At 69.3% G+C, this 22,727-nt stretch carries 18 protein-coding genes and 1 rRNA gene; 10 read left to right on the top strand and 9 right to left on the bottom strand.

Annotated features, from left to right (window positions below; translation table 11 throughout):
* Positions 1-30: 30 nt before the first annotated feature.
* The 5 genes from IO39_RS36415 to IO39_RS36395 form a co-directional block, all read right to left on the bottom strand.
* Positions 31-1,047, bottom strand: coding sequence for an ABC transporter ATP-binding protein (locus IO39_RS36415; protein WP_043633524.1), 1,017 nt, complete (start codon positions 1,045-1,047; stop codon positions 31-33).
* On the bottom strand, positions 1,031-2,068 hold the full coding sequence (locus IO39_RS36410) for an ABC transporter ATP-binding protein (RefSeq protein WP_052423821.1): 1,038 nt from the start codon (positions 2,066-2,068) through the stop codon (positions 1,031-1,033). Before IO39_RS36410 ends, IO39_RS36415 begins: the two co-directional genes overlap by 17 nt.
* A gap of 12 nt (positions 2,069-2,080) precedes the next feature.
* Positions 2,081-3,055, bottom strand: a complete 975-nt coding sequence (locus tag IO39_RS36405) for an ABC transporter permease (protein WP_052423820.1) — start codon at positions 3,053-3,055, stop codon at positions 2,081-2,083.
* Complete coding sequence (locus IO39_RS36400) at positions 3,048-3,992, bottom strand: ABC transporter permease (protein WP_043633519.1); 945 nt, start codon at positions 3,990-3,992, stop codon at positions 3,048-3,050. The genes IO39_RS36405 and IO39_RS36400 overlap by 8 nt, the downstream gene beginning before the upstream one ends.
* Before the next feature lie 128 nt (positions 3,993-4,120).
* On the bottom strand, positions 4,121-5,629 hold the full coding sequence (locus IO39_RS36395) for a peptide ABC transporter substrate-binding protein (protein WP_245642499.1): 1,509 nt from the start codon (positions 5,627-5,629) through the stop codon (positions 4,121-4,123).
* Positions 5,630-6,231: 602 nt separating this feature from the next.
* Between IO39_RS36395 and IO39_RS36390 the strand changes: the two genes are divergently transcribed.
* From IO39_RS36390 to IO39_RS56255, 3 genes are all read left to right on the top strand, one after another.
* Positions 6,232-7,167 (top strand): ABC transporter permease, encoded by a 936-nt coding sequence (locus IO39_RS36390; RefSeq protein ID WP_043633514.1) that lies wholly within the window; start codon positions 6,232-6,234, stop codon positions 7,165-7,167.
* Positions 7,160-8,026: an ABC transporter ATP-binding protein gene (locus IO39_RS36385; protein WP_211267297.1), complete on the top strand. Its 867-nt coding sequence runs from the start codon at positions 7,160-7,162 to the stop codon at positions 8,024-8,026. Before IO39_RS36390 ends, IO39_RS36385 begins: the two co-directional genes overlap by 8 nt.
* A 625-nt stretch (positions 8,027-8,651) precedes the next feature.
* Complete coding sequence (locus IO39_RS56255; RefSeq protein WP_169789184.1) at positions 8,652-8,807, top strand: hypothetical protein; 156 nt, start codon at positions 8,652-8,654, stop codon at positions 8,805-8,807.
* 645 nt (positions 8,808-9,452) lie between these two features.
* Here IO39_RS56255 and IO39_RS36380 read toward each other — a convergent pair.
* Positions 9,453-10,454: a hypothetical protein gene (locus tag IO39_RS36380; RefSeq protein ID WP_157549400.1), complete on the bottom strand. Its 1,002-nt coding sequence runs from the start codon at positions 10,452-10,454 to the stop codon at positions 9,453-9,455.
* 401 nt (positions 10,455-10,855) lie between these two features.
* Positions 10,856-12,172: a KamA family radical SAM protein gene (locus tag IO39_RS36375; RefSeq protein ID WP_043633508.1), complete on the bottom strand. Its 1,317-nt coding sequence runs from the start codon at positions 12,170-12,172 to the stop codon at positions 10,856-10,858.
* 178 nt (positions 12,173-12,350) lie between these two features.
* On the opposite strand from IO39_RS36375, the gene IO39_RS36370 reads away from it, so the two are divergent.
* From IO39_RS36370 to IO39_RS36350, 5 genes are all read left to right on the top strand, one after another.
* A complete protein-coding gene (locus IO39_RS36370; RefSeq protein WP_245642498.1) occupies positions 12,351-12,908 on the top strand; it encodes a DUF1707 SHOCT-like domain-containing protein in 558 nt (185 codons plus the stop codon).
* Positions 12,909-13,062: 154 nt separating this feature from the next.
* Positions 13,063-14,082, top strand: coding sequence for a phosphate acyltransferase PlsX (plsX, locus tag IO39_RS36365; protein WP_043633504.1), 1,020 nt, complete (start codon positions 13,063-13,065; stop codon positions 14,080-14,082).
* A gap of 120 nt (positions 14,083-14,202) precedes the next feature.
* Positions 14,203-16,548 (top strand): HAD-IC family P-type ATPase, encoded by a 2,346-nt coding sequence (locus IO39_RS36360; RefSeq protein ID WP_245642497.1) that lies wholly within the window; start codon positions 14,203-14,205, stop codon positions 16,546-16,548.
* Positions 16,545-18,272 carry an arginine--tRNA ligase gene (gene argS / locus IO39_RS36355; protein ID WP_043633497.1) on the top strand — a complete coding sequence of 576 codons (1,728 nt, stop codon included), beginning with the start codon at positions 16,545-16,547 and terminating at the stop codon, positions 18,270-18,272. The genes IO39_RS36360 and argS overlap by 4 nt, the downstream gene beginning before the upstream one ends.
* A 120-nt stretch (positions 18,273-18,392) precedes the next feature.
* A complete protein-coding gene (locus IO39_RS36350; protein WP_245642496.1) occupies positions 18,393-19,727 on the top strand; it encodes a hypothetical protein in 1,335 nt (444 codons plus the stop codon).
* Between the two features lie 133 nt (positions 19,728-19,860).
* On the opposite strand, the gene IO39_RS36345 is transcribed toward IO39_RS36350, so the two are convergent.
* The gene (locus IO39_RS36345; RefSeq protein ID WP_043633494.1) at positions 19,861-20,244 is read right to left on the bottom strand and encodes a cell division protein SepF; all 384 of its coding nucleotides are present in this window, start codon (positions 20,242-20,244) and stop codon (positions 19,861-19,863) included.
* 169 nt (positions 20,245-20,413) lie between these two features.
* Here IO39_RS36345 and IO39_RS36340 point away from each other — a divergent pair, with 169 nt between their 5' ends.
* Together IO39_RS36340 and cpt are read left to right on the top strand one after the other, a co-directional pair.
* Entirely contained in the window at positions 20,414-21,178 is a 765-nt protein-coding gene (locus IO39_RS36340; RefSeq protein ID WP_043633491.1) for a PhzF family phenazine biosynthesis protein, read from the top strand.
* A 593-nt stretch (positions 21,179-21,771) separates the two neighbouring features.
* A complete protein-coding gene (gene cpt, locus IO39_RS36335) occupies positions 21,772-22,305 on the top strand; it encodes a chloramphenicol phosphotransferase CPT (protein ID WP_084774087.1) in 534 nt (177 codons plus the stop codon).
* A 346-nt stretch (positions 22,306-22,651) separates the two neighbouring features.
* Here cpt and rrf read toward each other — a convergent pair.
* Positions 22,652-22,727: ribosomal RNA gene (rrf, locus tag IO39_RS36330) — 5S ribosomal RNA — on the bottom strand; the annotation flags it as partial.

Here is a 22,727-nt window from a genome sequence, read left to right as displayed (position 1 = left end):
CCGTCAGCTCACGTGCGGACGAGCCGGGTGTCAGCTCACGTGCACCACGTCGTGGGTCTCGGCGAAGTGGCAGGCGCTCTCGTGCGTCGTCCCCGGCCGGATCTGCAGGAGAGGCTCCTCCTCGGCGCAGATCTCCTGCGCCTTCCAGCACCGCGTGCGGAACCGGCACCCGCTGGGCGGGTTGGCGGGCGACGGCGGATCGCCCTGGAGGATGATCCGCTCACGCTGCTCCCTCCCCTCCGGGTCGGGCACCGGCACCGCCGACAGCAGCGCCTGCGTGTACGGATGGGCCGGCCGGTCGTAGATCTCCGCGTCCTTGCCCAGCTCCACGAACTTGCCCAGGTACATCACGCCCACCCGGTCGGAGATGTGGCGCACCACCGACAGGTCGTGGGCGATGAAGATGTAGGCCAGGTTGAACTCGTTCTGCAGCCGTTCCAGCAGGTTGATGACCTGCGCCTGGATCGACACGTCGAGCGCGGAGACCGGCTCGTCGCAGACGATGATCTCCGGCTGCAGCGCCAGCCCGCGGGCGATGCCGATGCGCTGCCGCTGACCGCCGGAGAACTGGTGCGGGTAGCGGTTGATGTGGTCGGGGTTGAGGCCGACCACCTCCAGCAGGTCCTGCACCCGCTTGCGCCGGTCGCCCTTGGGCGCGACGTCCGTGTGGATCTCGTACGGCTCGCCGATGATGTCGCCGACGGTCATCCGGGGGTTCAGCGAGGTGTACGGGTCCTGCATCACCATCTGGATGTTGCGGCGCATGCGCTTGAGCTCGCCGCCCTTGGCCTTGGCGATGTCCCGGCCGTTGATCACCACCGAGCCCGAGGTGGGCCGCTCCAGCGCCATCAGCACCTTGGCCAGCGTGGACTTGCCGCAGCCCGACTCGCCCACGATGCCCAGCGTCTCGCCCCTGTTCAGGTCGAACGACACGCCGTCCACGGCCTTGATCGCGCCGATCTGCTTCTTGAAGACGATCCCCTGGGTCAGCGGGAAGTGCTTGACCAGGTCGCGCACCTCGAGGATGCGCTCACTGCCGCTCGCCATCGAGGACCTCCCTCCAGTAGTGGCAGGCGCTGCCGCGCGTGCCGCTGATCTCGTAGAGCGGGGGGACGTCGGTCACGCAGTTGTCCTGCCGGTACGGGCACCGGGGATGGAACGAGCACCCGGTCGGCAGGTCGAGCAGGTTGGGCGGCAGGCCCTTGATCGCGTACAGGTCCTGGCCCTTCTGGTCGACCCTGGGGATCGAGTCCAGCAGGCCCTTCGTGTACGGATGGGCGGGCGCCTTGTAGATGTCGTACACGGGGGCGTTCTCCACGATGCGCCCCGCGTACATGACCGCGATCTTGTCGGCCACGTCGGCCACGACCCCGAGGTCGTGGGTGATCAGGATCAGGCCCATCTGGCTCTCGCGCTGCAGCTCGGCCAGCAGTTCCATGATCTGGGCCTGGACGGTCACGTCCAGGGCCGTGGTCGGCTCGTCCGCGATCAGCACCTCCGGGTCCAGCGCGATCGACATCGCGATCATGATGCGCTGGCGCATGCCGCCGGAGAACTGGTGCGGGTAGTCGTGCACGCGCTGCCTGGCGGCCGGGATGCGGACGCGGTCCATCAGCTCGACGGCCTTCTTCATGGCGTCGGCCTTGGACATGCCCCGGTGCACCCGGAACATCTCGCTGATCTGCCAGCCCACGGTGAAGACCGGGTTGAGCGCGGAGAGCGCGTCCTGGAAGATCATCGCGATCCGCTGGCCGCGCACCTGGGTGCGGGCCTCCTCGGAGAGCTTGAGCAGGTCGGTGCCCTTGAAGCGGATCTCCCCCTTGGGGATGACCGCCGGGGGCATGTCCAGGATGCCCATGATGGCCTGGGCCGTCACGGACTTGCCCGAACCCGACTCGCCCAGCACCGCGAGCGTCTCGCCGGGCGCGACGGTGTAGCTCACGCCGTTGACCGCGCGCACCGTCCCGGCCCGGGTGTGGAACTCCACGTGCAGGTTGTCGACCGCGAGCAGCGGCTCGTCGCCCAGCGCTCCCTCGCCCGGCAGCACGTCGGTAGACGTTCTCTTCACTAAGTCCCCCTACTACCTGAGCTTCGGGTCGAGCGCGTCGCGCACGGCGTCGCCCATCATGATGAACGCGAGCACGGTGATGCTCAGGAACACCGCGGGGAACACCAGGGGCAGCGGCGCCTCCAGGAACCTGTTGCGCGCGTCGGCGATCATCAGGCCCCAGGAGATGTCCGGCGACTGCACGCCGACGCCCAGGAACGACAGCGCGGCCTCGGCCGCGATGAAGGTGCCCAGGTTGATCGTGGCCACGACGATGACCGGGGCCAGCGAGTTCGGCAGCAGGTGGCGGAACATGATCCGGCCCGCTCCCGCGCCCAGTGCCCTGGCCGCCACCACGAAGTCCTGGTTCTTCGCCGTGATCACCGCCGCCCGCATGATCCGGTAGACCATCGGCCAGCCCAGCACCGACAGCGCGATGATCACCAGCAGGATGCTGTTGTAGCGGCCGCGGAAGGTGGCCGCGATCAGCAGCGCGCCGAGGATCGAGGGGATGGCGAAGAAGATCTCCGTGACGCGCGAGGAGATCGTGTCCACCATGCCGCCGCGGAAGCCGGCGATGATGCCGAGCAGGCCGCCGATGAGCGTGGTCACGAGCGTGGTGAACACGCCGATCACGATGGAGTTGCGGGCTCCGTAGATCGTCCTGGCGTAGACGTCGCAGCCCAGGTTGTCGCGGCCGAACAGGTGGCCGGGACTGGGCCCCTGCCGGGCGGTGGACAGGTCACAGGTCCTGGCGTTGTACGGGTCGATCGAGCTGAACAGCGACGGCCAGAACGACATGACCAGCAGCACCAGGATGATGATCACCGAGATGATGAACATCGGCCGGCGCCTGAGGTCGTACCAGGCGTCGGTCCAGAGGCTGGCGGGCTTGCCCTGCTTGCCCTGCTTGCTCTCTTTCTCCTTGCCGGGAGCGGTGGTCGTGTCCGGGATCAGCGTCTGCGTCTCCGGGAGCCCCGGCCCCACCGGCGGGGTTGGGTTACTCATAGCGGATCCTCGGGTCGAGCACGGCGTACAACAGGTCGACGACCAGGTTCGCCAGGATGTAGATCAGCACAAGGACGGTCACGATGCCGACGACAACCGGCTGTTCTCGCAAGTAAACCGAGTTGAAGAGCTGGTTGCCAATTCCCTGGAGATTGAAGATCGTCTCGGTGATCACCGCACCGCCCATCAGGTTGCCGAGGTCGGCGCCCAGATAGGTGACCAGCGGGATCAGGGCGTTGCGCAGTCCGTGCCTGCCGATGACCCGCCGCCTGGACAGGCCCTTGGCGGTGGCCGTGCGGATGTAGTCGGCCCGCAGCGTCTCCACCAGGCTGGTCCTGGTGAGCCTGGTCAGGTACGCGACCGACACTCCGGCCAGCACGAAGCCGGGCACGATGTAGCTGCGCCAGCCGGCGAACGTGCCCGCGACGGGAAATATGTCCAGCCCCGTCCACTGCTTGAGCTTGACGCCCAGGATGAGCTGCAGCACGAAGCCGGTCACCAGCGTCGGGACCGAGATCAGCAGCAGCGTCGAGGCCAGGATCATGGTGTCGGTGGCCCGGCCGCGGCGCAGCGCCGCCCACAGGCCCAGGCCGACGCCGATGACCGCCTCCATGACCAGGGCGGTCAGGGCGAGGTTCAGCGTGACCTGGAACTTCCCGGCCATGATCTGAGACACCGGCACGTCGGCGAAGTTGACGCCGAAGTCGCCGCGGAAGAGCACGCCGCTGATGTAGTACCAGTACTGCAGCAGCAGCGGATCGTTGAGGTGATACTGCTCGCGCAGGATCTCGGCGATGGCCGGATCCGGCCGCTTGTCCCCGAAAAGTGCCGCGATGGGGTCGCCGGGCAGCGCGAAGACGATGCAGAAGATGAGTAGCGTGGCGCCGAGCAGGACGGGTATCGCCTGGATCAGACGCCTAATGACATATCGGCCCATTCAGCCCTCCGGTACACACTTGGAGGCAGCCCCCCGGAGTCCGTGATTTACCCGGCCCGAGTGACTGCCTCCAAGCTCAGTCCTTCGACGGGCGGGCGGCAAGTGGACCGCCCGCCTGGCGAATGACGTCAGGCCTTCTCGACGTCAGCCCAGTTGATCTGGTTGAGCAGGTTGAGCTTGACGTTCTTGATCTTGGTGGAGTGGCCGAAGTTGCTCCGGTAGAAGTAGATCGGGATGTACGGAAGCTCCTTGTTCAGGATGTCCGTGGCCTGCTGGTAGAACTTCATGCCCTCGGCGGCGTCCGTGGCCTGGTCACCCTTGGCCACGAGCTCGTCGAACTCCTTGTTGGAGTAACCACCGTAGTTCGAACCGGTGCCGATGGAGCCGGTGCCGAAGATCGGGGTCAGGTAGTTCTCGGGCGACGGGTAGTCGATCGCCCAGCCCATGCGGAACAGGCCCTTGTACTCCTTGGCGTCCAGGGCGTCCAGGATGCCCTGGAACTTCTCGAACGGCTTCGGCGTGACCTCGATGCCCAGGTTGGCGCGCAGGTTGTTGGCGACGGCCTCGATCCACTCCTTGTGGCCGCCGTCGGCGTTGTAGCCGAGCTCGATGGTCTTGGGACCGCCCGCCGACTCGTACAGCTTCTTGGCCTCGGCCGGGTTGTACGCGCACGCCTCGCAGGCGCCCTGGCGGTAGCCGGGGATGGCCGGGTTGATGAAGTCGTCGGCCGGGGCGCGGGTGCCGGAGAAGACCGTGTCGGTGATGGTCTTCCGGTCGATGGCCATCGAGATGGCCTTGCGCACGTCGGCGTTCTCGTACTCCTTGTTGTACTTCAGCGGGACGCCGATGTAGCCGAGCGAGGCGTCGGGCTCGTCGAAGTACCGGTCACCGAGCACCTGCTTCGCCGTCGAGATGGCCGTGGCGGGCAGGGAGTCGTGGATGTCCAGGTTCTCGGCCTGGAGGTCGTTCCACGCGGTCTCGGAGCTGGTGTAGACCTTGAACTGGAGCTTGGTCCAGCCCGCGGGCTTCTTGCCGGGGAACTTGTCGTAGACCGACAGCTCGATGGTCGGGTCGGTGCCCTTCTTGTACGGCTTGTCCACCTTGAACAGGCCCTGCCCGATCGGCTTCTCACCGTAGGCCTGGGTCACCTTGCCGTCCGAGCCCAGCGCCGAGGCGGGCATCGGGTAGAAGGCGGTGTAGCCGAGCATCGTCTTGAACTGCGAGAACGGCGCGGCCAGGGTGACCTCGAGGGTGCTGTCGTCGACGACCTTGAGACCCTTCATCTCCTTGGCCGACGGCGTCTTGCCCTCACCCGGGTGCACGTCCTCGTAGCCGTCGATGCGGCCGAAGAAGTAGGACGAGCTCATGGCGTTGTCCTGGAGGGCGGCGTAGTTCCACGCACGGGCGTAGTCGGCGGCGGTGACGGGGGTGCCGTCGTGCCACGTGTAGCCGGCCTTCAGCTTGATCGTCCAGACCTTGCTGTCCGTCGTGGTGATGGACTCGGCGGCCTCCTCGACCGGCTGCTTGTTCTCGTCGTACCGCACGAGCGGCGAGAACACGGCGGCGAGCACCTCGGAGCCCTCGGTCTCCGTGGTGTTCTGCGGGTTCAGGAGCTCCTGAGGCTCACCGATTTCCATGCGGACCGGCGTCTCTCCGCCGCCCGCGGCAGTGCCACCGCTTTCCGAGGCACCGCCGCCACACGCGGCAACCGCGAGGGCGAGCAGCGCGGTACCGGCGACGATCTGTGCGCCCTTAGTAACACGCATGGTGAAAGAATTCCTCCCTCTACAGGTGGGCGCCAAGCGCTGAGCTGCGGTGATCGTGAGCAGCCTGACGGGGGGTTCCTGGTATCCCCCCGGATTTGGCTGACATGGTCAAACCAGCCGACGCCCTGCCAGTCGATCGCGACTATCCCTTACTACTTGCCACCAGCGAGTCTCTGGCGCGTTGCAGTTCGGTCACACGTGTGCCTATCCAGCGTCACAGACATTCGGCCCTAAGCGGTACAAACTGCACAAATCATCCTCAATGGGCCTAGCTCGGACGTGAACAGTCGATGAAAAATACCCCCTACACGACAGTGCTCGTGCCCTTGCCTCCGCGCCCCGCCCGGCTGGGCTACGGTTGAGCAGGTCTTGGTGACGCCTTGGAACCCGGCGTCGGCAGACACCGTCCAACTGTCCGTCGTCAACCCGTACGACAGACACCCCACCTACCGGGATCCAATAGAGTCCTTGCCATGAGCCAGCCGGAATCCGCTGTCGCGGACGCCCAGGCGGGCGGCCGAAGCGGGCAGGAGCCGCTGGCCAAGCTCGCCAAGAGATACGGTCTCCGCCGTGCCATCGCACGGCCGAGGTTCCCTGTCTACCTGCGCCAGCTGTGGCAGCGGCGGCACTTCATCCTGACGTACGCGACCTCGCGCAACGTCACGAAATACTCCAACTCGGCGCTCGGCCAGCTGTGGCAGGTGCTGACGCCCCTGCTCAACGCCGCCATCTACTACGTCATGTTCGGCCTCATCCTGGGCGGCAAGGGCGACATCGTCAACTACCCGGCCTTCCTGCTGACCGGCATGTTCGTCTTCACCTACACGCAGCGGACCGTCACCGCGGGCGCCAAGTCGATCTCGGGCAACCTCTCGATGATCCGGGCCCTGCACTTCCCCCGCGCGTCCCTGCCGCTGGCCTACACGATCCAGGAGCTGCAGCAGCTCGCCATCTCCATGGGCGTGCTCTTCGTGATCGTGGTCGCCACCGGCGAGTGGCCCACCTGGTTCTGGCTCATGATCCCGGTGGTGCTCGGTCTCCAGACGATGTTCAACATCGGCGCCGGCCTGGTGGTCGCCCGGCTCGGCGCCCAGATGCGCGACCTCAACCAGCTGCTGCCGTTCATCACACGCACGTGGCTCTACGCCTCCGGGGTCTTCTTCTCGATCCAGGAGAAGGTCGTAGAGTCGGCCGAGATGCCGCAGTGGGTGGCCAATGTGATGTATCTCAACCCGGCCGCGTCCTACATCGAATGGATGCGCGAGATCCTCATCGGCACCTACCGCCCCGAGTTCGGGCACCACCCGCCGCCGATGGTGTGGATGTCTTGCGTATTCTGGGCGGTGTTCGCACTCGGCTTCGGCTTCTGGTACTTCTGGCGAGCCGAGGAGAGGTACGGGCGTGGCTGAACTGACCAAGGAGCTGTCACAGGTGAAGGGCGACAAGCCCGCCGTCTCCGGCAAGGATGTCCGAGTGCATCCCAACCCGGACCCCCCGGGCAAGGCGCCCCTCGACGTCCCGACGGGCACACCCACGGTCATCGTCGACGACCTGCACATCGTCTACCGCGTCTACGGGGCGGCCTCCGACGCCGAGAAGGGCAACGCGGTCAACGCGCTCACGCGCATCCTGAGGCGTCAGGGCCGGCCGCAGATGAAAGAGGTCCACGCGGTCAAGGGCGTGACCTTCGTGGCCTATCACGGCGACGCCATCGGCATCGTGGGGCGCAACGGCTCGGGCAAGTCGACGCTGCTGCGCGCCATCGCGGGCCTGCTGCCCCCGCACAAGGGCGCCGTCTACACCGACGGGCAGCCCTCGCTGCTGGGCGTCAACGCGGCCCTCATGCGCGAGCTGACCGGTGAGCGCAACATCGTCCTCGGCTGCTACGCCATGGGCATGACGCCGGCCGAGGTCAAGGAGAAATACCAGGAGATCGTCGACTTCTCCGGCATCGACGAGTTCGTCCAGCTCCCCATGTCCACCTACTCCTCGGGCATGGGCGCGCGCCTGCGCTTCGCCATCTCCTCCGCCAAGACCCACGACGTCCTGCTGATCGACGAGGCCCTGGCGACCGGCGACCGCGAGTTCAGGAAGAAGAGCGAGGAGCGCATCCGGCAGATCCGCGAGTCGGCCGGCACGGTGTTCCTCGTCGCGCACGATCTCCGGGTGATCGAGCAGACGTGCAACCGGGTGATCTGGCTCCACAAGGGCAAGATCAAAATGGACGGCGACCCGAAGGAAGTCATCGCCGCGTACAACAAGGGCTGATTCTTCCGTTACGGCGGTGCGGTGGTTTCGCCACCCGCCGCACTCCGGCTGAGGGCCCTCCAAGGAACGGCCTCTGACCCGGCTCGCCTTCCTTTCCGTTACGGCGGTGCCGTGGTTCGCCACCCGCCGCACTCCGGCTGAGGGCCCTCCAGGGAACGGCCTCTGACCCGGCTCGCCTTCCTTTCCGTTACGGCGGTGCCGTGGTTCGCCACCCGCCGCACTCCGGCCGAGGACCCTCCAGGGGAACGGCCTCTGACCCTTCACCGGCGGGCCACCGTTACGCGAGCCCACGTTGCCCGGCTTCCGTGGTCTCTCACGCGGCCCAGGAGCGCCCTCAGCGCCCTTCCCCCTCTCCCGGCCTCTCCCGCGCCCCCGCGGGCGTCTCAGGCCCGGCTGCCCGCCTTCCGCCCCGGGACCCTTAGCCGCCCCAGCCCCTCCCCCAGCCCTTTTCGGGTGAGTCGTTACAGGGGTGGGCCAGTGCCTCTGGGATGGTCCCGTCGGGGGTTCGATCTTGTGTGCGAAACGGGGGTGGTGGGAGGGGTAAATGACTGACAGCGAGCCCGGCGTTCCGATAGCATTCGAACGTCAATTCGAGCGAGGAACGGTGATGGAGTGGGGGCGCGCGATGGGAGAGCTTTCGGCCGCGATTGACCACCTGGCCACCGAGGACGTGACCGAGATCCCCAGGATGCAGCTCGCCGAGCAGCTCATCGAGCTGCACTGGCAGATGGCGCGGCTGCAGGCCCAGATCGCCCGCCGCACCGGCGTCCGAATCCCCTGAGCCGCCGGCGGCGGTGACGGCGGCGCCGCCGTACAGGGGTGGGAGGGCTTGGACGCCCGGGAGACGAAAAAGCGCCGCCGGCCCGCGGGGGGCCGGCGGCGGGGTGCTCGCGCGCGCCGCTGCCCTGCAGTGGCGGCGCAGTGCGCGAGCTCCCTGGGCGAGGGCGCGTCCGCCCAGCCCGGCATGAGACCGTCCGCTGACCGCGGGGCCTCGAACTCATGCGGCAGCGCCGGGGGCGCCCGGCACCTGAGGGCGCCCGTGCGGCCTGCCGCGAAGGGCCCGGTCGATCAGGGCCCCGGTCGAGGGGAACATGTCGTCAGGGGGTCGCTGGGGCGCCCGGAACGGGCCGCCACGTGATCGCCGGGACCGGTGCCCGGGCGTCGGCACCTAGGACGCCCGGGAACCGCCCCGCCGGCTCCGCGGCCGGCCGCGCTCATCAGCGCCACCATCGCAAACCCCGTCCCGAACCCTCTCGTGAACCTGGAAGCGCCTCGTCGCGGACCGGGAATCACGTCCGGTCACGTACGCCGAGCACGCCTCTCCGCAATCACGCCTCTCCGCGATCACGTCCGGCCGCGGACCCTGGGAGCACCTCATCGCAAGCCCAGAAGCCACGTCCGGCCGCACCTCCGGATGAGCGGGCCGCTAGTCGCGTACGGCAGGGTTGCGGACCGAGTGGGTCAGGGCGTCGGTGGTCCAGCCGAGGGCGGTGACCACGTCGCCGTAGGAGGTGGCGGCCGAGGTCCCGCGGGCCTCCACGAAGGCCGAGGCGTCCTCGACGAGCGGGGTGAGCTCGTCCATGGCGGCGGCCTGGGAGGTGACGGGCAGCACCTTGACCAGGGGCGCCGTCTCGGCGGGCGCGACCTGCCCGATCAGCGGGGACAGCTCGCCGCCCGTGCCGTGCGGCAGCGCGCGCCCCACGGCCTCGGTGAGCCCGGACACCATGGCGCCGGTCGCGAGGGAGCCGGTGCTGCCGCTGGTGCCGTACATGGTCTTGGCCGTGGCGCCGCCGGCGCCCAGGACGCCCGCGCCCGAGCCCGGCAGCAGGCCGCCGCCGGTGAGGCCGGACAGGGCGCCGCCGCCGGTGAGGCCCGCCAGCGCGCCGCCGAAGGGCGAGGCCAGCATGCCGCCCAGCGCACCCTGCGCGGCCGTGGCCTGGCCCTGCCTGCCCGCCTTGGCCGCGGGCGTGACCGGCCCCATCAGGCGGGACGCGCCCGACAGGAGCGGCAGGGAGTCGGTCAGGCCGCCCCGGCCCAGCGCGCCTCCGCCCAGCGTGCCGACGATGGGCGACAGCTCGGGCAGCGGGCCTCCCGTCCGGGTCGCGTCCTCGGCCGCGTTGGCCGTGGTGCCCTGCTCGGCCTGGTGCTCCATGATGGCGTCCCGCTCGGCCTCGGTCAGCGGGCGGTTGGGCCGGGCCGCGGACTTGGCGCCGCCGCCGAGCAGCCCGCTGAGCAGGCCGCCCCCGAGCAGGTCGCCCAGGAGCCCGCTGACCGGGGCTCCGCCGGAGTTGGTGCCCGCGCCCGGGCCGTCGATGGGAGCGTGCCTGGCGGTGTCGTATTGACCTTCCGCTTGGGCCGGCACGGCCATGGCCGCAGCCGCCAAGCCGAATGCTGTGACGGCTACCGCCGTCTTGACTACTCGATTCATGATTGCCTTCCCGGCTCGTGATCGATCGCTCTCGAATGCGGTGGAAATGCGAATCGATAACCCCCGTATGCCGTCGCGTACGCGCCATGGGCACCACACTGAGCGTGTCGCTACGGCTGAGCTACGCAAGAAGTTCTACCACTGGTGATGATCGCCCGCAGGCGCATGAAAGCCCATGTAGCAGGGGTTTGCAGCCCGGTTACCGAGTAAAGGGAGAGCGTTGAGCGGGGAGACAAAACGGGAAATAGGAGGGTCTAGTTTCCGATATTCGCGCACTCGTACGGTGACGGTTGAATGCATCGGAAGGGGGCCCGGCCGGCCCGTGCTCAAAGGGTCGCGAAAAACAAATGTCACGGGCCGGGGGCGAAATTATCCGGTCGCGGTGGACGCGCGCGGCCGGATCAGGCGGGCAACAGGGCGTCCGCCGGCTCGAACGGAAAACGATCGGCGAAGGCGGGGCGCAGATCCGTCAGCCAGACGGCGGACGGGTCGTAACGCGCGAAGAACGGCCGCCCCACCAGGGAGGGGTCACGGGCCTGGATGAAGTGGAGCACGAAGACCTGCTCGCCGGCGACCTCCATGACGCCGTCCACGCAGACCTTGCCCGGCGTGGCCGACATGGACGGCCCGCGCACCGTGCGGCAGAGCCCCGAGACGGCCGAGTAGGCGTCCCTGAAGATCTCGTACGCCCGCGCCAGCGGAACCGCGAAGTAGTCCTGCGGCCCGGTGTCACGCTCGACGAACATGTAGTAGGGGACCATCCCCATGCGCAGTTGCCGCCGCCACATGCCCGACCACACGGCGGGGTCGTCGTTGATGGACCTGATCAGCGGCGCCTGGGTCCTGATCGTGGCGCCGCTGCCGATGATGCGCCGGACGGCCGACTCGACCAGCGGCGACTCCAGCTCGCGCGGGTGTGAGAAGTGGGCCATGAAGGCGAGGTTCTTCCCCGACTCGACGACCTGCTCGAACATGCGCAGGGTGGCGTCGGCGTCGGGGTCGGTGGTGAAGCGCTGCGGCCAGTAGGCCAGCGCCTTGGTGCCGATCCTGATGGACTCGAGCTGCTCCAGTTCGAGCAGCGGCTCGACGTAGCGCCTGATCACGGGCTCACCCATGATCATGGCGTCGCCGCCCGTGATCAGCACGCTGGTGACCTCGGGGTGCCGGCGGATGTAGGTGACCATCTGGTCGATGTCGTCGGAGGCGAACTTGAGGTCGGCGTCGCCGACGAACTGTGCCCATCTGAAGCAGTAGGTGCAGTAGGCGTGGCAGGTTTGTCCCTGTTTAGGGAAGAAAAGCACGGTCTCCGGATATTTGTGCTGCATCCCGGGGACGGGCTCGTCGCCCATCTTCGGAACGTTGAGCTCCATCTGGCCCGCGGGATGCGGGTTGAGCTGCGCGCGGACGCGGTTCGCCTCCGCCTGGATCTCGGCGTTCGGCGCCTCGGCCTTGAGCAGGTCGGCCAGCCGCGCCACGTCGGCCGCGGGCAGCATGTCCTCCTGAGGGAAGACGAGCCGGTACATGGGGTCGTCGGGGGCGGCCGACCAATCTATGAGTTCATCCACGACGTAGGCGTTCGTCCGGAAGGGCAGCACCGTGGCGACGGCGCGGACCTTGAGCCGCTCGTCGTCCCCCAGCCCCGCACGCTGCAGAAGCTGGTCGAGGTGCTTGGACGTGTACGCCCGGAAGCGCCGGGTGCCTGCCTGGTTCAAGATCACTAGGCCTTTCCCATCTTTTTTGTTCGATCGGGTGTAAACCTCACGACCTTGTCGCGCGTCTACGGTCCTTAATACCCGGACGCGCTCACCGGCGTCAGTGGTTCCGCTGGGCTCCAAGTTTTCCTTGAGGTTCACGAACACTCGCGACATATCGCGTACCAACATAGACTGATTAATCGTGACCGATGAGCTGGACCTGCGTGCCTCAGACGCCGACCGCGACCGCGTGGCCGCCGTCCTGAGCGAGGCACTCGCGACGGGAAGACTGACCAGCGTCGAGCACGCCGACCGCCTCGACTCGGCCTACACGGCCAAGACGGTCGGCGAGCTCGTCCCCCTCACCCGGGACCTGCCCGAGGTGTCCGCATCCGACGTGCCCGCCGCGATCGAGCGGCAGGTCATCACCTCCAAGTTCAGCAAGGTCGTGCGCAAGGGACGGTGGGTGGCCTCCCGGCACACCCGGCTGTCGGCCAGGTTCGGCGCGCTCATCATCGACCTGTCCGACGCCGTGCTGCCGGGGCGCGAGATCACGGTCGAGACCAACGCGCGGTTCAGCAAGATGATCGTCCGGGTGCCCCACAACGCCCGCGTCGTCGACGAGGGCTCCGCGCTCTTCGCCAAGCGCAACGTGACGGCCGGCTCCGAGGGCGACGGGCCGCTGATCAGGTTGACGGGCGACGCGAAGTTCTCCAAGGTGATCGTCACTCGCGGCAAGGACGACTGGAACCTGCACTAGGCACCCTGGCCAGGACTGGAACACCCCGGCGCGGGAACCAAGTACGCCTACCCGCCGGTTAACCTGACACCTGCCGTGCCTGCGATGCGGACATACCGAGCCCGCGTTCCGGCCAAGCCGTGACGGCGGGCTCGATGCCGTACGAGGTGACCAGTTGTCCGAAAGCAGGCCCATCGCCCTCGACGCCATGGGCGGCGACCACGCGCCGCACGAGATCGTGGCGGGGGCCGTGCACGCCGTGCGCGAACGCGGCCTGTCCGTGGTGCTCGTCGGCTCGCCGCGCGTGCTCTACGAGGCGCTCGCCGACCACGACGCCACCAAGGAGGTCCCGATCGTGCGGGCCGAGGAGGCCCTGGCGATGGACGAGGGCGCGCTGGCCAGCCTGCGCCGCCCCCGCTCCAGCATCGCGATCGCCTGCCACCTCGTACGCCGCGGCGACGCGGCCGCGGTCGTGTCCGCCGGATCGACGGCCGGCATCGTGGCCACCGGCAGGCTCCGGCTCAAAGGGCAGCCGGGCGTGCTCAGACCGGCCATCGCCGTCGCGCTCCCCACGCTGCCCGCCCCGGCCGTGCTCCTCGACGCCGGCGCCAACGCCGAGGTCAAACCGGAGATGCTGGTGCAGTTCGCCCACCTCGGCGCCACCTACGCCGAGCTGGCCCACGGCATCAAGGACCCCAAGGTCGGCCTGCTCACGATCGGCAGCGAGGCGGAGAAGGGCAACAAGCTCGTCAAACGCGCCCACGAGCTGCTGCAGGGCTCCCCCGGCATCACCTTCGCCGGCAACGTCGAGGGCCACGACCTGCTGACCGGCAAGGTGGATGTGATCACCACCGACGGCTTCACCGGCAACGTGGCGCTGAAGACCATGGAGGGCGCGGTGCGCTACGCGTTCGCCGAGCTCAGGGAGACGATCAGCGACAGCAGGCTGGCCCGGCTCGGCGCCGCCATGCAGCGCGGCCGCATCCGCGACCTGCGCCGCCGCCTCGACGCCGAGGCGTACGGCGGCGCCGTGCTGCTCGGGCTGAACGGCACCGTCGTCATCGCCCACGGCGCCTCCCGGGCCCCGGGCATCAGCGCGGCCTGCCGGCTCGCCGCGGACCTGGCGGCGGCCGGCGTCGTGTCCGCGATCGGCGACCGGACGGCCGCCTCGGGCCGCTCCCACAGGCTGTGGTGAAGAGACTTAAGTCTCTCCCACCGGCACAGGCGACCCCGTAAGGTGTGAGACCGATCCACAGATACGGGGGGTTATGTGGACGGGCTCGTCTCAGTGACGCATGGGCTCACCTCGGAACAGGTGGCGAGGGCGCCGGCCAACCACGTGCCACGCCGGTCCAGCCGCTCGCTCAGCGCGATCCTGCGAGCCAACGTCTTCACCCTGTTCAACCTGGTCATCGGCGTGCTCTGGGCGCTGATCCTGATCTTCGGGGAGTGGCAGGACGGCCTGTTCGGGCTGGTCATCGTGGCCAACGCGCTGATCGGCATCGTCCAGGAGATGCGGGCCAAGCGCACGCTCGACCGCCTCGCGGTGATCAACGAGGCCCCCGTGCGCGTGCGCCGCGACGGCGAGGAGCGCGAGATCCCGCCCCGCGACGTCGTTCTCGGCGACCTGATCCTGCTCGGCGCCGGCGACCGGGTGCTGGTGGACGGCGACGTCGTGCACTCCGACGGCCTGGAGGTCGACGAGTCCCTGCTGACCGGCGAGGCCGACCCCGTGCACAAGGGGCCGGGCGACCGGGTGTTGTCGGGCAGCTTCGTGGTGGCGGGCTCGGGCGCGTTCGTCTCCACGCACGTCGGCACCGACGCCTACGCCGTCAAGCTGGCCGAGGAGGCCAGCAAGTTCCACCTGGCCCACTCCGAGCTGCGCTCGGGCGTGGCCAACTTCATCAAGTACATCACCTGGCTCGTCGTCCCGATCGGCGCCCTGCTGATCTACAGCCAGCTCGCCAACTCGGCCGACCTGCGCACCGCCGTCACCGGCGCGGTCGCGGGCATCGTCACCATGATCCCCGAGGGCCTGGTGCTGATGACCTCCATCGCCTTCGCGGTCGGCGTCGTACGCCTGGGCCGGCGCAGGTGCCTGGTCCAGGAGCTGCCCGCGATCGAGGGCCTGGCCAGGGTGGACGTGCTCTGCCTGGACAAGACGGGCACCCTCACCGCGGGCGGCATGGACCTCGACCAGATCCTCCCCGTCCACGACGGCGGGCTGGTCGGCGGCGGACCGATCGACGACAGGCCGATCGACGACAGGCCGATCGACGGCGGACCGATTGACGGCAGGCTGATCGACGCGGCTCTGGGGGCGCTGGCCAACCTCGACGCGCGGCCCAACGCCACCGCCGAGGCGATCAGGGCCCGCTACCCCGCCGCTCCCGCCGGCTGGACCGCCCGCGCCACCGTCCCGTTCTCCTCGGCGCGCAAGTGGAGCGGGGCCGACTTCGGCGAGCACGGCGCCTGGGTCCTGGGCGCGCCCGACGTGCTGCTCCGCGGCGGCGCCTGCTACGACCGGGCCACCGAGCTGGCCGCGACGGGCAGCCGCGTGCTGGCGCTGTGCCGGGCCGGCAGCCTGTCCGGCGTCGAGCGCGGCGAGGCGGAGCCCGAGCCGGTCGCGCTCGTCACGCTCCGGCAGCGGGTCAGGCCCGACGCCCACGAGACCCTGGCCTACTTCGCCGAGCAGGGCGTGACGGTCAAGATCATTTCCGGTGACAACCCGCTGGCGGTCTCGGCGATCGCGACCAGCCTCGGCATCCCGGGCGGCGAACGCGCGATCGACGCCCGTACCCTCCCCCACGACGACCCCGCCAAGCTCGGCGAGCTGCTCGACGCCCACACCGTCTTCGGCCGCGTCACCCCGCAGCAGAAGCGCGAGTTCGTCACCGCGCTCCAGGCCCGCGGCCACACCGTGGCCATGACCGGCGACGGCGTCAACGACGTGCTCGCGCTCAAGGACGCCGACCTGGGCATCGCCATGGGCGCGGGCAGCCCCGCCACCAAGGCCGTCGCGCAGGTGGTGCTGCTCGACGACAAGTTCGCCACGCTGCCGCACGTCGTGGCCGAGGGCCGGCGGGTGCTGGCCAACATCGAACGCGTCTCCAACCTGTTCCTCACCAAGACCTTCTACGCGATCGTGCTGTCGCTGCTCGTCGGGGTGGCCGGGGTGGCCTTCCCGTTCGCGCCCCGGCACTCGACCCTGGTCAACGCCCTGGTCATCGGCATCCCGGCGTTCTTCCTGGCGCTGGCCCCCACGATCGAGCGCTCCGAGCCCGGCTTCGTGCGCCGGGTGCTGCGCTTCGCCGTGCCGGCCGGGGTGCTCTGCGCGGTGGCGGTGCTGGTGTCGTTCTGGGCCGCGCACAAGGGCACCTCCACGCTCCTGGAGGACCAGACGGCCGCCGTGATCACGCTCTTCCTCGTCACCTGGTGGGTGCTCGTGCTCATCGCCAGGCCGCTCAACTGGTGGCGGGCGGGGCTGGTCGGAGCCATGGCGGTGCTGTTCGGGATCGGGCTGGCGCTGCCGTTCGTCAGGGAGTTCTTCGCCCTCGAACCGGGCGACCTGAGCAACGACCTGACCGCCGCCGGCATCTCGGTCGTGGCGGCCATATTGATAAGCGTCGCGGTCAAGGCCGCCGGTACCCTTAGACCATGACCGACCCGCAGATAGTGCTCACCGAGCGCGTCCAGCAGGCGCTGGCCCGCGCGTTCGGCTCCGAGCACGCCGACGCAGACCCGCTGATCCGGCCCTCCCAGTTCGCCGACTTCCAGGCGAACGTCGCGATGAGCCTGGCCAAGCGGCTGCGACGGGCCCCGCGGGAGGTCGCCGAGGCCATCAGGGCGGAGCTGTCCGACTTCCCCGGCACGGTCGAGGTCAGCGGCCCCGGCTTCCTCAACATCACCCTTGACGACGCGTGGATCGCCGCCGAGTCCGGGCAGATGCTGGCCGACCCGCGCCTCGGCGCCGGCACCATCACCCCGTCGCAGACCGTGGTGATCGACTACTCCGCGCCCAACGCGGCCAAGGAGATGCACGTCGGCCACCTGCGCACCACGATCGTGGGCGACTCGCTGGCCCGCCTGCACGAGCACCTCGGCAACACCGTCATCAGGCAGAACCACCTGGGCGACTGGGGCACCCCGTTCGGCATGCTCATCGAGCACCTGCTCGACATCGGCGAGGAGGCCGCGGTCGCGCAGCTGGAGGCCGGCCAGGGCACCGAGTTCTACCAGGCGGCGCGGGCCAAGTTCGACGGTGACGAGGACTTCAAGACGCGCGCCCGGGCGCGGGTGAGCACGCTGCAGTCGGGCGACCCCGCCACGATGCGGCTGTGGCACCTGTTCATGGACGCCACCGTGCGCTACTTCAACAAGGTCTACGACCTGCTCGGGGTCACGCTCACCGACGCCGACCTGGCCGGCGAGAGCATGTACAACCCCATGCTGCAGAAGACCTGCGACGACCTGGAGGATGCCGGCACGGCGGAGATGAGCGAGGGCGCGCTCTGCGTGTTCCCGCCCGGTTTCACCGGCTCCGACGACAAGCCGCTGCCGCTCATCATCAGGAAGAGCGACGGCGGCTACGGTTACGCCACCACCGACATGGCGGCCATCCGCTACCGCGTCCACGACCTCAAGGCCGACCGCATCCTCTACGTGGTGGGCTCGGAGCAGACGCTGCACTTCCGCATGGTGTTCGCCGCCGCGCGGCTGGCGGGCTGGCTGCCCGACACGGTCACGGCCGAGCACGTCCAGATCGGCATGATGCTGGGCAAGGACGGCCGCCGGTTCAAGACCCGCTCCGGCGAGTCGGTCAAGCTGACCGACCTGCTCAACGAGGCCATCGACCGGGCCACCGCGGCGATCGCCGACCGGGGCTACGACGAGGCGATGCAGAAGGAGATCGCGCACGCGGTCGGCATAGGCGCGGTGAAATATGCCGACTTGTCGGTCAGCCACGACAGCGACTACGTCCTCGACTTCGACCGCATGCTCGCCTTCACCGGCAACACGGCCCCCTACCTGCAATACGCACAGGCCAGGATCCGCTCGATCTTCCGCAGGGGCGGGGTCGACCCGGCCACCGCGACCGGGCCCATCGTGCTCGGCGAGCCCGCCGAGCGCGCTCTGGCCCTGCAGCTGCTCGGCTTCGGCACGGTGCTGGAGCAGGCGACGGCCCTGAGCGAGCCGCACCGCCTGTGCGCGTTCCTCTACGCCACCGCCTCCGCCTTCACCGACTTCTTCGAGCAGTGCCCCGTCCTCAAGGAAGGGGTCGAGGCCGGCACCCGCGCCTCGCGGCTGGCCCTGTGCGCGCTGGCGCTGCGGGTGATGGAGACCGGGCTCGACCTTCTGGGCGTCCCTGTCCCCGAGCGCATGTAACAGGCAGTTGGCTCAAAGTCTCACGATCCGCCGTGGGCGCGCCTCCACCGGGTTGGCGCGCCCCAACGGCTAGGCTTTACGCGGTCATGAACTGAGGCCGAAATGGGGGAGTTCTCTGCCTTGAGCACGGACCTGACTGCGAGCCCCCCAGCAGCGACCGAACTACACCGTTACGCCGAGGCGCTGCTGGCGCACCTCGCCGCCAAGGGCACCGCGCCTCCGGCCGCACCGAGCTTTCGCGACGTCCCCGGCTACTGGCTGCCCCCCGCCGTCGAGGCGCTGGTCGCGCTGCTCTCCGGCGACGACCCGCTCGACCCGCTGAGCCGGGCCGCCGGCCGCGACCAGCAGCAGACCGCGCTCTTCCTCTGCCTGGCCCTGGCGGTCTCCGGGCAGGGCAGCCGCATCCACGCCTCCTGGCTCGGCACCGCCTTCGGCGAGCTGTCGCTCGACCGCCCGGTCTCGCACGGCCAGCGCTCGCTCTGGCTGGCGGCCGCCCGGGGCGCGTACGGGCCCGCCGGCAAGATCTTCGTGCTGCGCAAGCTCGACGCGCTGGCCGTTCCCCAGCACGCCGACCCCGAGCAGTGGGTGCAGGCGCTGGTGCCCGGCGAGCCCACCGTCGTCGTGCCGCCGTCGCTGGCCGACTTCCCGGAGATGGCGGAGATCCCCGAGCTGGCCAAGCCCTCCGTGGCCGCCGCCCGCCTGGCCAGGCTGCGCGGCCGGGTCGCCGAGATCACCTCGGCGCGCCAGGCCGAGCACGGCTCCGCGGCCCCGCTCGACAACAGCTCCGGCAGCCCCGCCACCACCTGGGCCGAGAACGAGCCGCTCGCGGTGCTGCGTTCACTCATCGGCCAGGGCGGCCCGGCCGGGCCGATGGCCTCGCTCAGCTCCTACCTCCTCGACGACCTGCGCCCCGGCGCCGACCCCCACCTGGCGGCCATCGCGCTGCACGTGGCGGCGCCCATCCTGCGCGGCGTGGCCGAGGAGCTCGAGGCCGACAGCCGCCTCGAACCACCCGACACGCTGGTCGTCCCGCTGCTCGGCCACCCCATCGAGCTGCGCCCGGAAGGCGCCGACCCAGCCTCGCTGGCCGCGGCGGAAGAGTCCATCGTCACCGAGGGCATGGTGCCACGCGGCCGGCCGTGGGCCGCCATCGTGCTGATCGTCGCGGGCGTCGCCTGCCTCATCGGCACGCTCTTCACCACCCGCCTGCTCGCCGCCGCCGCGGCGGCCATGATCGGCCTGGCCCTGTGGCAGCTCTGGCAGCGCCGCAAGCTGGCCGAGGCGGACGCCCGCTACGTCACCGCCCAGGTCGGCGAGTTGAAGGAGCTGGCGGAAGGGGCGGTCTGGGCGCTGCACGCCTACGCCCGCGAGGCGCAGACCCGCGCACAACAGGCCGCCGACGACGCCGCCGAACTGACCCGCCTGATCCGCCGCGGCCCCCGCGCCGCCCGCTGACCCCCAGGCTGACCCGGCCGACTCGGCGGTGACCCGCACGCTGACCCAGGCCGGCCCACGAGGCCGGGGCTGATCCCGCTCGCTGATCCCGCTCACGAGGGCCCGCTCAGGTGCGGATCTCCCCGTGGCGGGATCAGGTGGTCTCGATCTCTACGTGAGCCGGCGCGAGCAGGAAGACGCGCTCGGCGATGCGCTCGATGCGCCCCTCGCAGCCGAAAGCCAGCCCGGCGGCGAAGTCCACCATCCTCGTCGCCTCGGACATCGACATGCCCGTGACGTCCATGATCACCGTCTGGCCGTCACGAAAATGCTGGCCGATCAACGGTGCGTCGTTGTACTTGAGCGGCTGGACCATCACGATCCGCGACGAGTCGACGTTCGCGCGCCACCGCCTGGCGGCCCGCTCGGTCGCGGGGACGTACTCGTCCTCGTAGTGCTCGTCGTCGTCATAGCCCTCGTCGTAGTGATCGACCCCGCTCAGGCCAAGGTAGCTCACCACCTTGCGCACTGCCCCCATCGGCTTGTCCTTTCCTCAGGAACTCACCGTAATCGGCACGTCCCTACACATTGGACGGTAACCGACGATTCCGCATTCGCCACGCGACACGCCCAGCCCTAATTCCATTTTGTACGGCTTGCAGCCTGCTTGCAGCTGGATATCCGACCCCCCGTATACGATCGGTCACGTGCGCCTGTTCACTGTCGACGCCTTCACCGACACAGCTTTCAAGGGTAATCCCGCAGCGGTCTGCCTGCTGGACTCTCCGGTTACTGACCGATGGATGCAGAGCGTAGCCACCGAGATGAACCTCTCCGAGACCGCCTTCCTGCTCGGCGATTCCCTGCGCTGGTTCACCCCAGCCGTAGAGGTGACACTCTGTGGTCACGCCACGCTCGCCACCGCCCACGTGCTCTATTCCACGGGCGCGGCGACAGGCCCCCTCGAATTCCGTACGGCCGGCGGCACGCTTACCGTGAATCGCGCCCCCGACAACATGATCACAATGGATTTCCCCGCCAAGGAGGTCACCCCCGCCCCCACTCCGGAGGGCCTGGAGAAAGCACTCGGCGCCACCCCGGTACGCGTCGGAAAAAGCGCCCTCGACCTGCTGGTGGAGCTGGAGTCGCAGGAAGCTGTCCGCACCCTGGCCCCCGACATCGCCGCCCTGGCCGCGGTGGACGCCCGGGGCGTCATCGTCACGGCGCTCGGCGAGGAGACGGACTTCGTCTCCCGCTTCTTCGCCCCGAACGTGGGCGTACCGGAGGACCCGGTGACCGGCTCGGCCCACTGCGCACTGTCACCGTACTGGTCGGCCCGCCTCGGCCGCCCCTCCCTGACCGGCGCCCAGCTCTCGGCCCGAGGCGGCCTCGTCCACGTCACCCACGCCGGAGACCGCGTGCACCTGGCAGGCAAAGCCGTCACCGTACTATCCGGCACCCTCCACCTCTGAACCACCCCTGCCCCCTCATGCGCGGCAGTTCCCGATGGACGCCGCCCGCACCAAGACCCGACCGCACCGAGACCGGGCCACCCCCGGCCAGACCACGCCCGGATCGGGACGACGGTACCGGCCCGCGCCGTGACCGTGCCATGCCAGGCGAGGGACCTGGCAATATCAGGCGAGAGGGGCGGGGCCGTGCCGGCCTGAGAGCCGCGCCGGCCCCGGCGGCGTGTCCCGAGGCAGACGATGTTCCGATCGCGCACGAGACGTGGGGACCCGGGGCACGCCGGAACCAGGAAACGAGGGAGCTTGGAGATCCGGAACCAGGAAACGTCGGGGCCAAGAAGCGTCCGAAATCGAGAGATGCCGGACCAGCAGAGAACGGAGCCGGGAGACAGCAGGAGCAGACGACGCCAAAACCGGGAGACACGGGAGCCAGGGGACGCCGGCAGGAGGAGGACCTACGAGACCCTGCTAAGACGCCGAGAGACGCTCTGTGGGAGCCCAGAGACGCTCTGTAGGCACCGGACCCATGGGCCGCAGCCCGCTACGCCGCCGAAAATGCGTTTCGAGGCTCCTCGGTAAGCCCCTAGGGTGGCGCCATGACGACTCATGTGATCGTGCTGAATGGTGCCTCCAGCTCGGGAAAGTCCGGAATCTCCCGGTGCTTGCAAGCAGTCCTGCCAGACCCATGGCTCGCCTTGGGAGTCGACAATATGGTCGAGGCGCTGCCCGCATCCTTGCAGGCTTCGGAGAAGGGCATCGAGTTCTCCCCCGACGGTGCCGTGAACGTCGGGTCGGCCTTCATGGCCCTGGACGTGGCGTGGACGGCAGGGATCGCCGCGATGGCCCGCGCGGGCGCCCGGGTCATCGTCGATGACGTCTTCCTCGGCGGTGCGGGCTCACAGCAGCGCTGGCAGAAGGCTCTCACCGGCCTGAACGTCCTGTGGGTCGGCGTCAGATGCGACAGCAAGGTCGCCGCCGGCCGCGAGATCGCCCGGGGAGACCGCCCTCAGGGGATGGCCGCTTTGCAGGCGGAAGTGGTCCACCAGGGCGTCGTCTATGACCTGGAGGTGGACACCACGCACACCGAAGCCCTGGTCTGCGCCCAGACCATCGCCGCCCACGTCACCTGAACCACCACCACCGCACCGTTCCCATTCCCGACGGCACTTGCGGCCACCGTCATCGCGAGCAGGACATCCATGACGGGAAGCCGCGCCACGCGAAGAGGCGCCAGGGCGGCTTATCTCCCACGCAGTGGTGCAGCTCGGCTCTGGCGTGAGGCTTCCGGGTCCGACGATGCCGCGATCAGCCGGCGGGCACCCAGCAGGAGGCAGAAAGCCCATCAAGCCCACGCCCCGGTAGCCGGCCCACCAGCCAACACCCCCAAGCCAGCCCGCCCGCCACCCCGCAGGGCGCATAACCCTCTGGAAACGCAGAAAGGCCCCGACGCGCAGCGTCGGGGCCTTCCCAAAAATTGTCCGGCGGTGACCTACTCTCCCACACCCTCCCGAGTGCAGTACCATCGGCGCAGAGAAGCTTAACTTCCGGGTTC

Origin of the sequence: Nonomuraea candida (assembly GCF_000725485.1) — a bacterium.
In the GTDB taxonomy this organism is placed as follows: Bacteria; Actinomycetota; Actinomycetes; order Streptosporangiales; family Streptosporangiaceae; genus Nonomuraea; species Nonomuraea candida.
This window is presented reverse-complemented; position numbering and strand designations above follow the sequence as displayed.

What these genes read in the sequence shown, in the direction of transcription:
- IO39_RS36415 (WP_043633524.1), bottom strand. Translation starts at nt 1,047, where the DNA reads ATGGCGAGCGGCAGTGAGCGCATCCTCGAGGTGCGCGACCTGGTCAAG.
- IO39_RS36405 (WP_052423820.1), bottom strand. Translation starts at nt 3,055, where the DNA reads ATGAGTAACCCAACCCCGCCGGTGGGGCCGGGGCTCCCGGAGACGCAG.
- IO39_RS36400 (WP_043633519.1), bottom strand. Translation starts at nt 3,992, where the DNA reads ATGGGCCGATATGTCATTAGGCGTCTGATCCAGGCGATACCCGTCCTG.
- IO39_RS36395 (WP_245642499.1), bottom strand. Translation starts at nt 5,629, where the DNA reads ATGGAAATCGGTGAGCCTCAGGAGCTCCTGAACCCGCAGAACACCACG.
- IO39_RS36390 (WP_043633514.1), top strand. Translation starts at nt 6,232, where the DNA reads ATGAGCCAGCCGGAATCCGCTGTCGCGGACGCCCAGGCGGGCGGCCGA.
- IO39_RS56255 (WP_169789184.1), top strand. Translation starts at nt 8,652, where the DNA reads ATGGGAGAGCTTTCGGCCGCGATTGACCACCTGGCCACCGAGGACGTG.
- IO39_RS36380 (WP_157549400.1), bottom strand. Translation starts at nt 10,454, where the DNA reads ATGAATCGAGTAGTCAAGACGGCGGTAGCCGTCACAGCATTCGGCTTG.
- argS (WP_043633497.1), top strand. Translation starts at nt 16,545, where the DNA reads ATGACCGACCCGCAGATAGTGCTCACCGAGCGCGTCCAGCAGGCGCTG.
- IO39_RS36345 (WP_043633494.1), bottom strand. Translation starts at nt 20,244, where the DNA reads ATGGGGGCAGTGCGCAAGGTGGTGAGCTACCTTGGCCTGAGCGGGGTC.
- cpt (WP_084774087.1), top strand. Translation starts at nt 21,772, where the DNA reads ATGACGACTCATGTGATCGTGCTGAATGGTGCCTCCAGCTCGGGAAAG.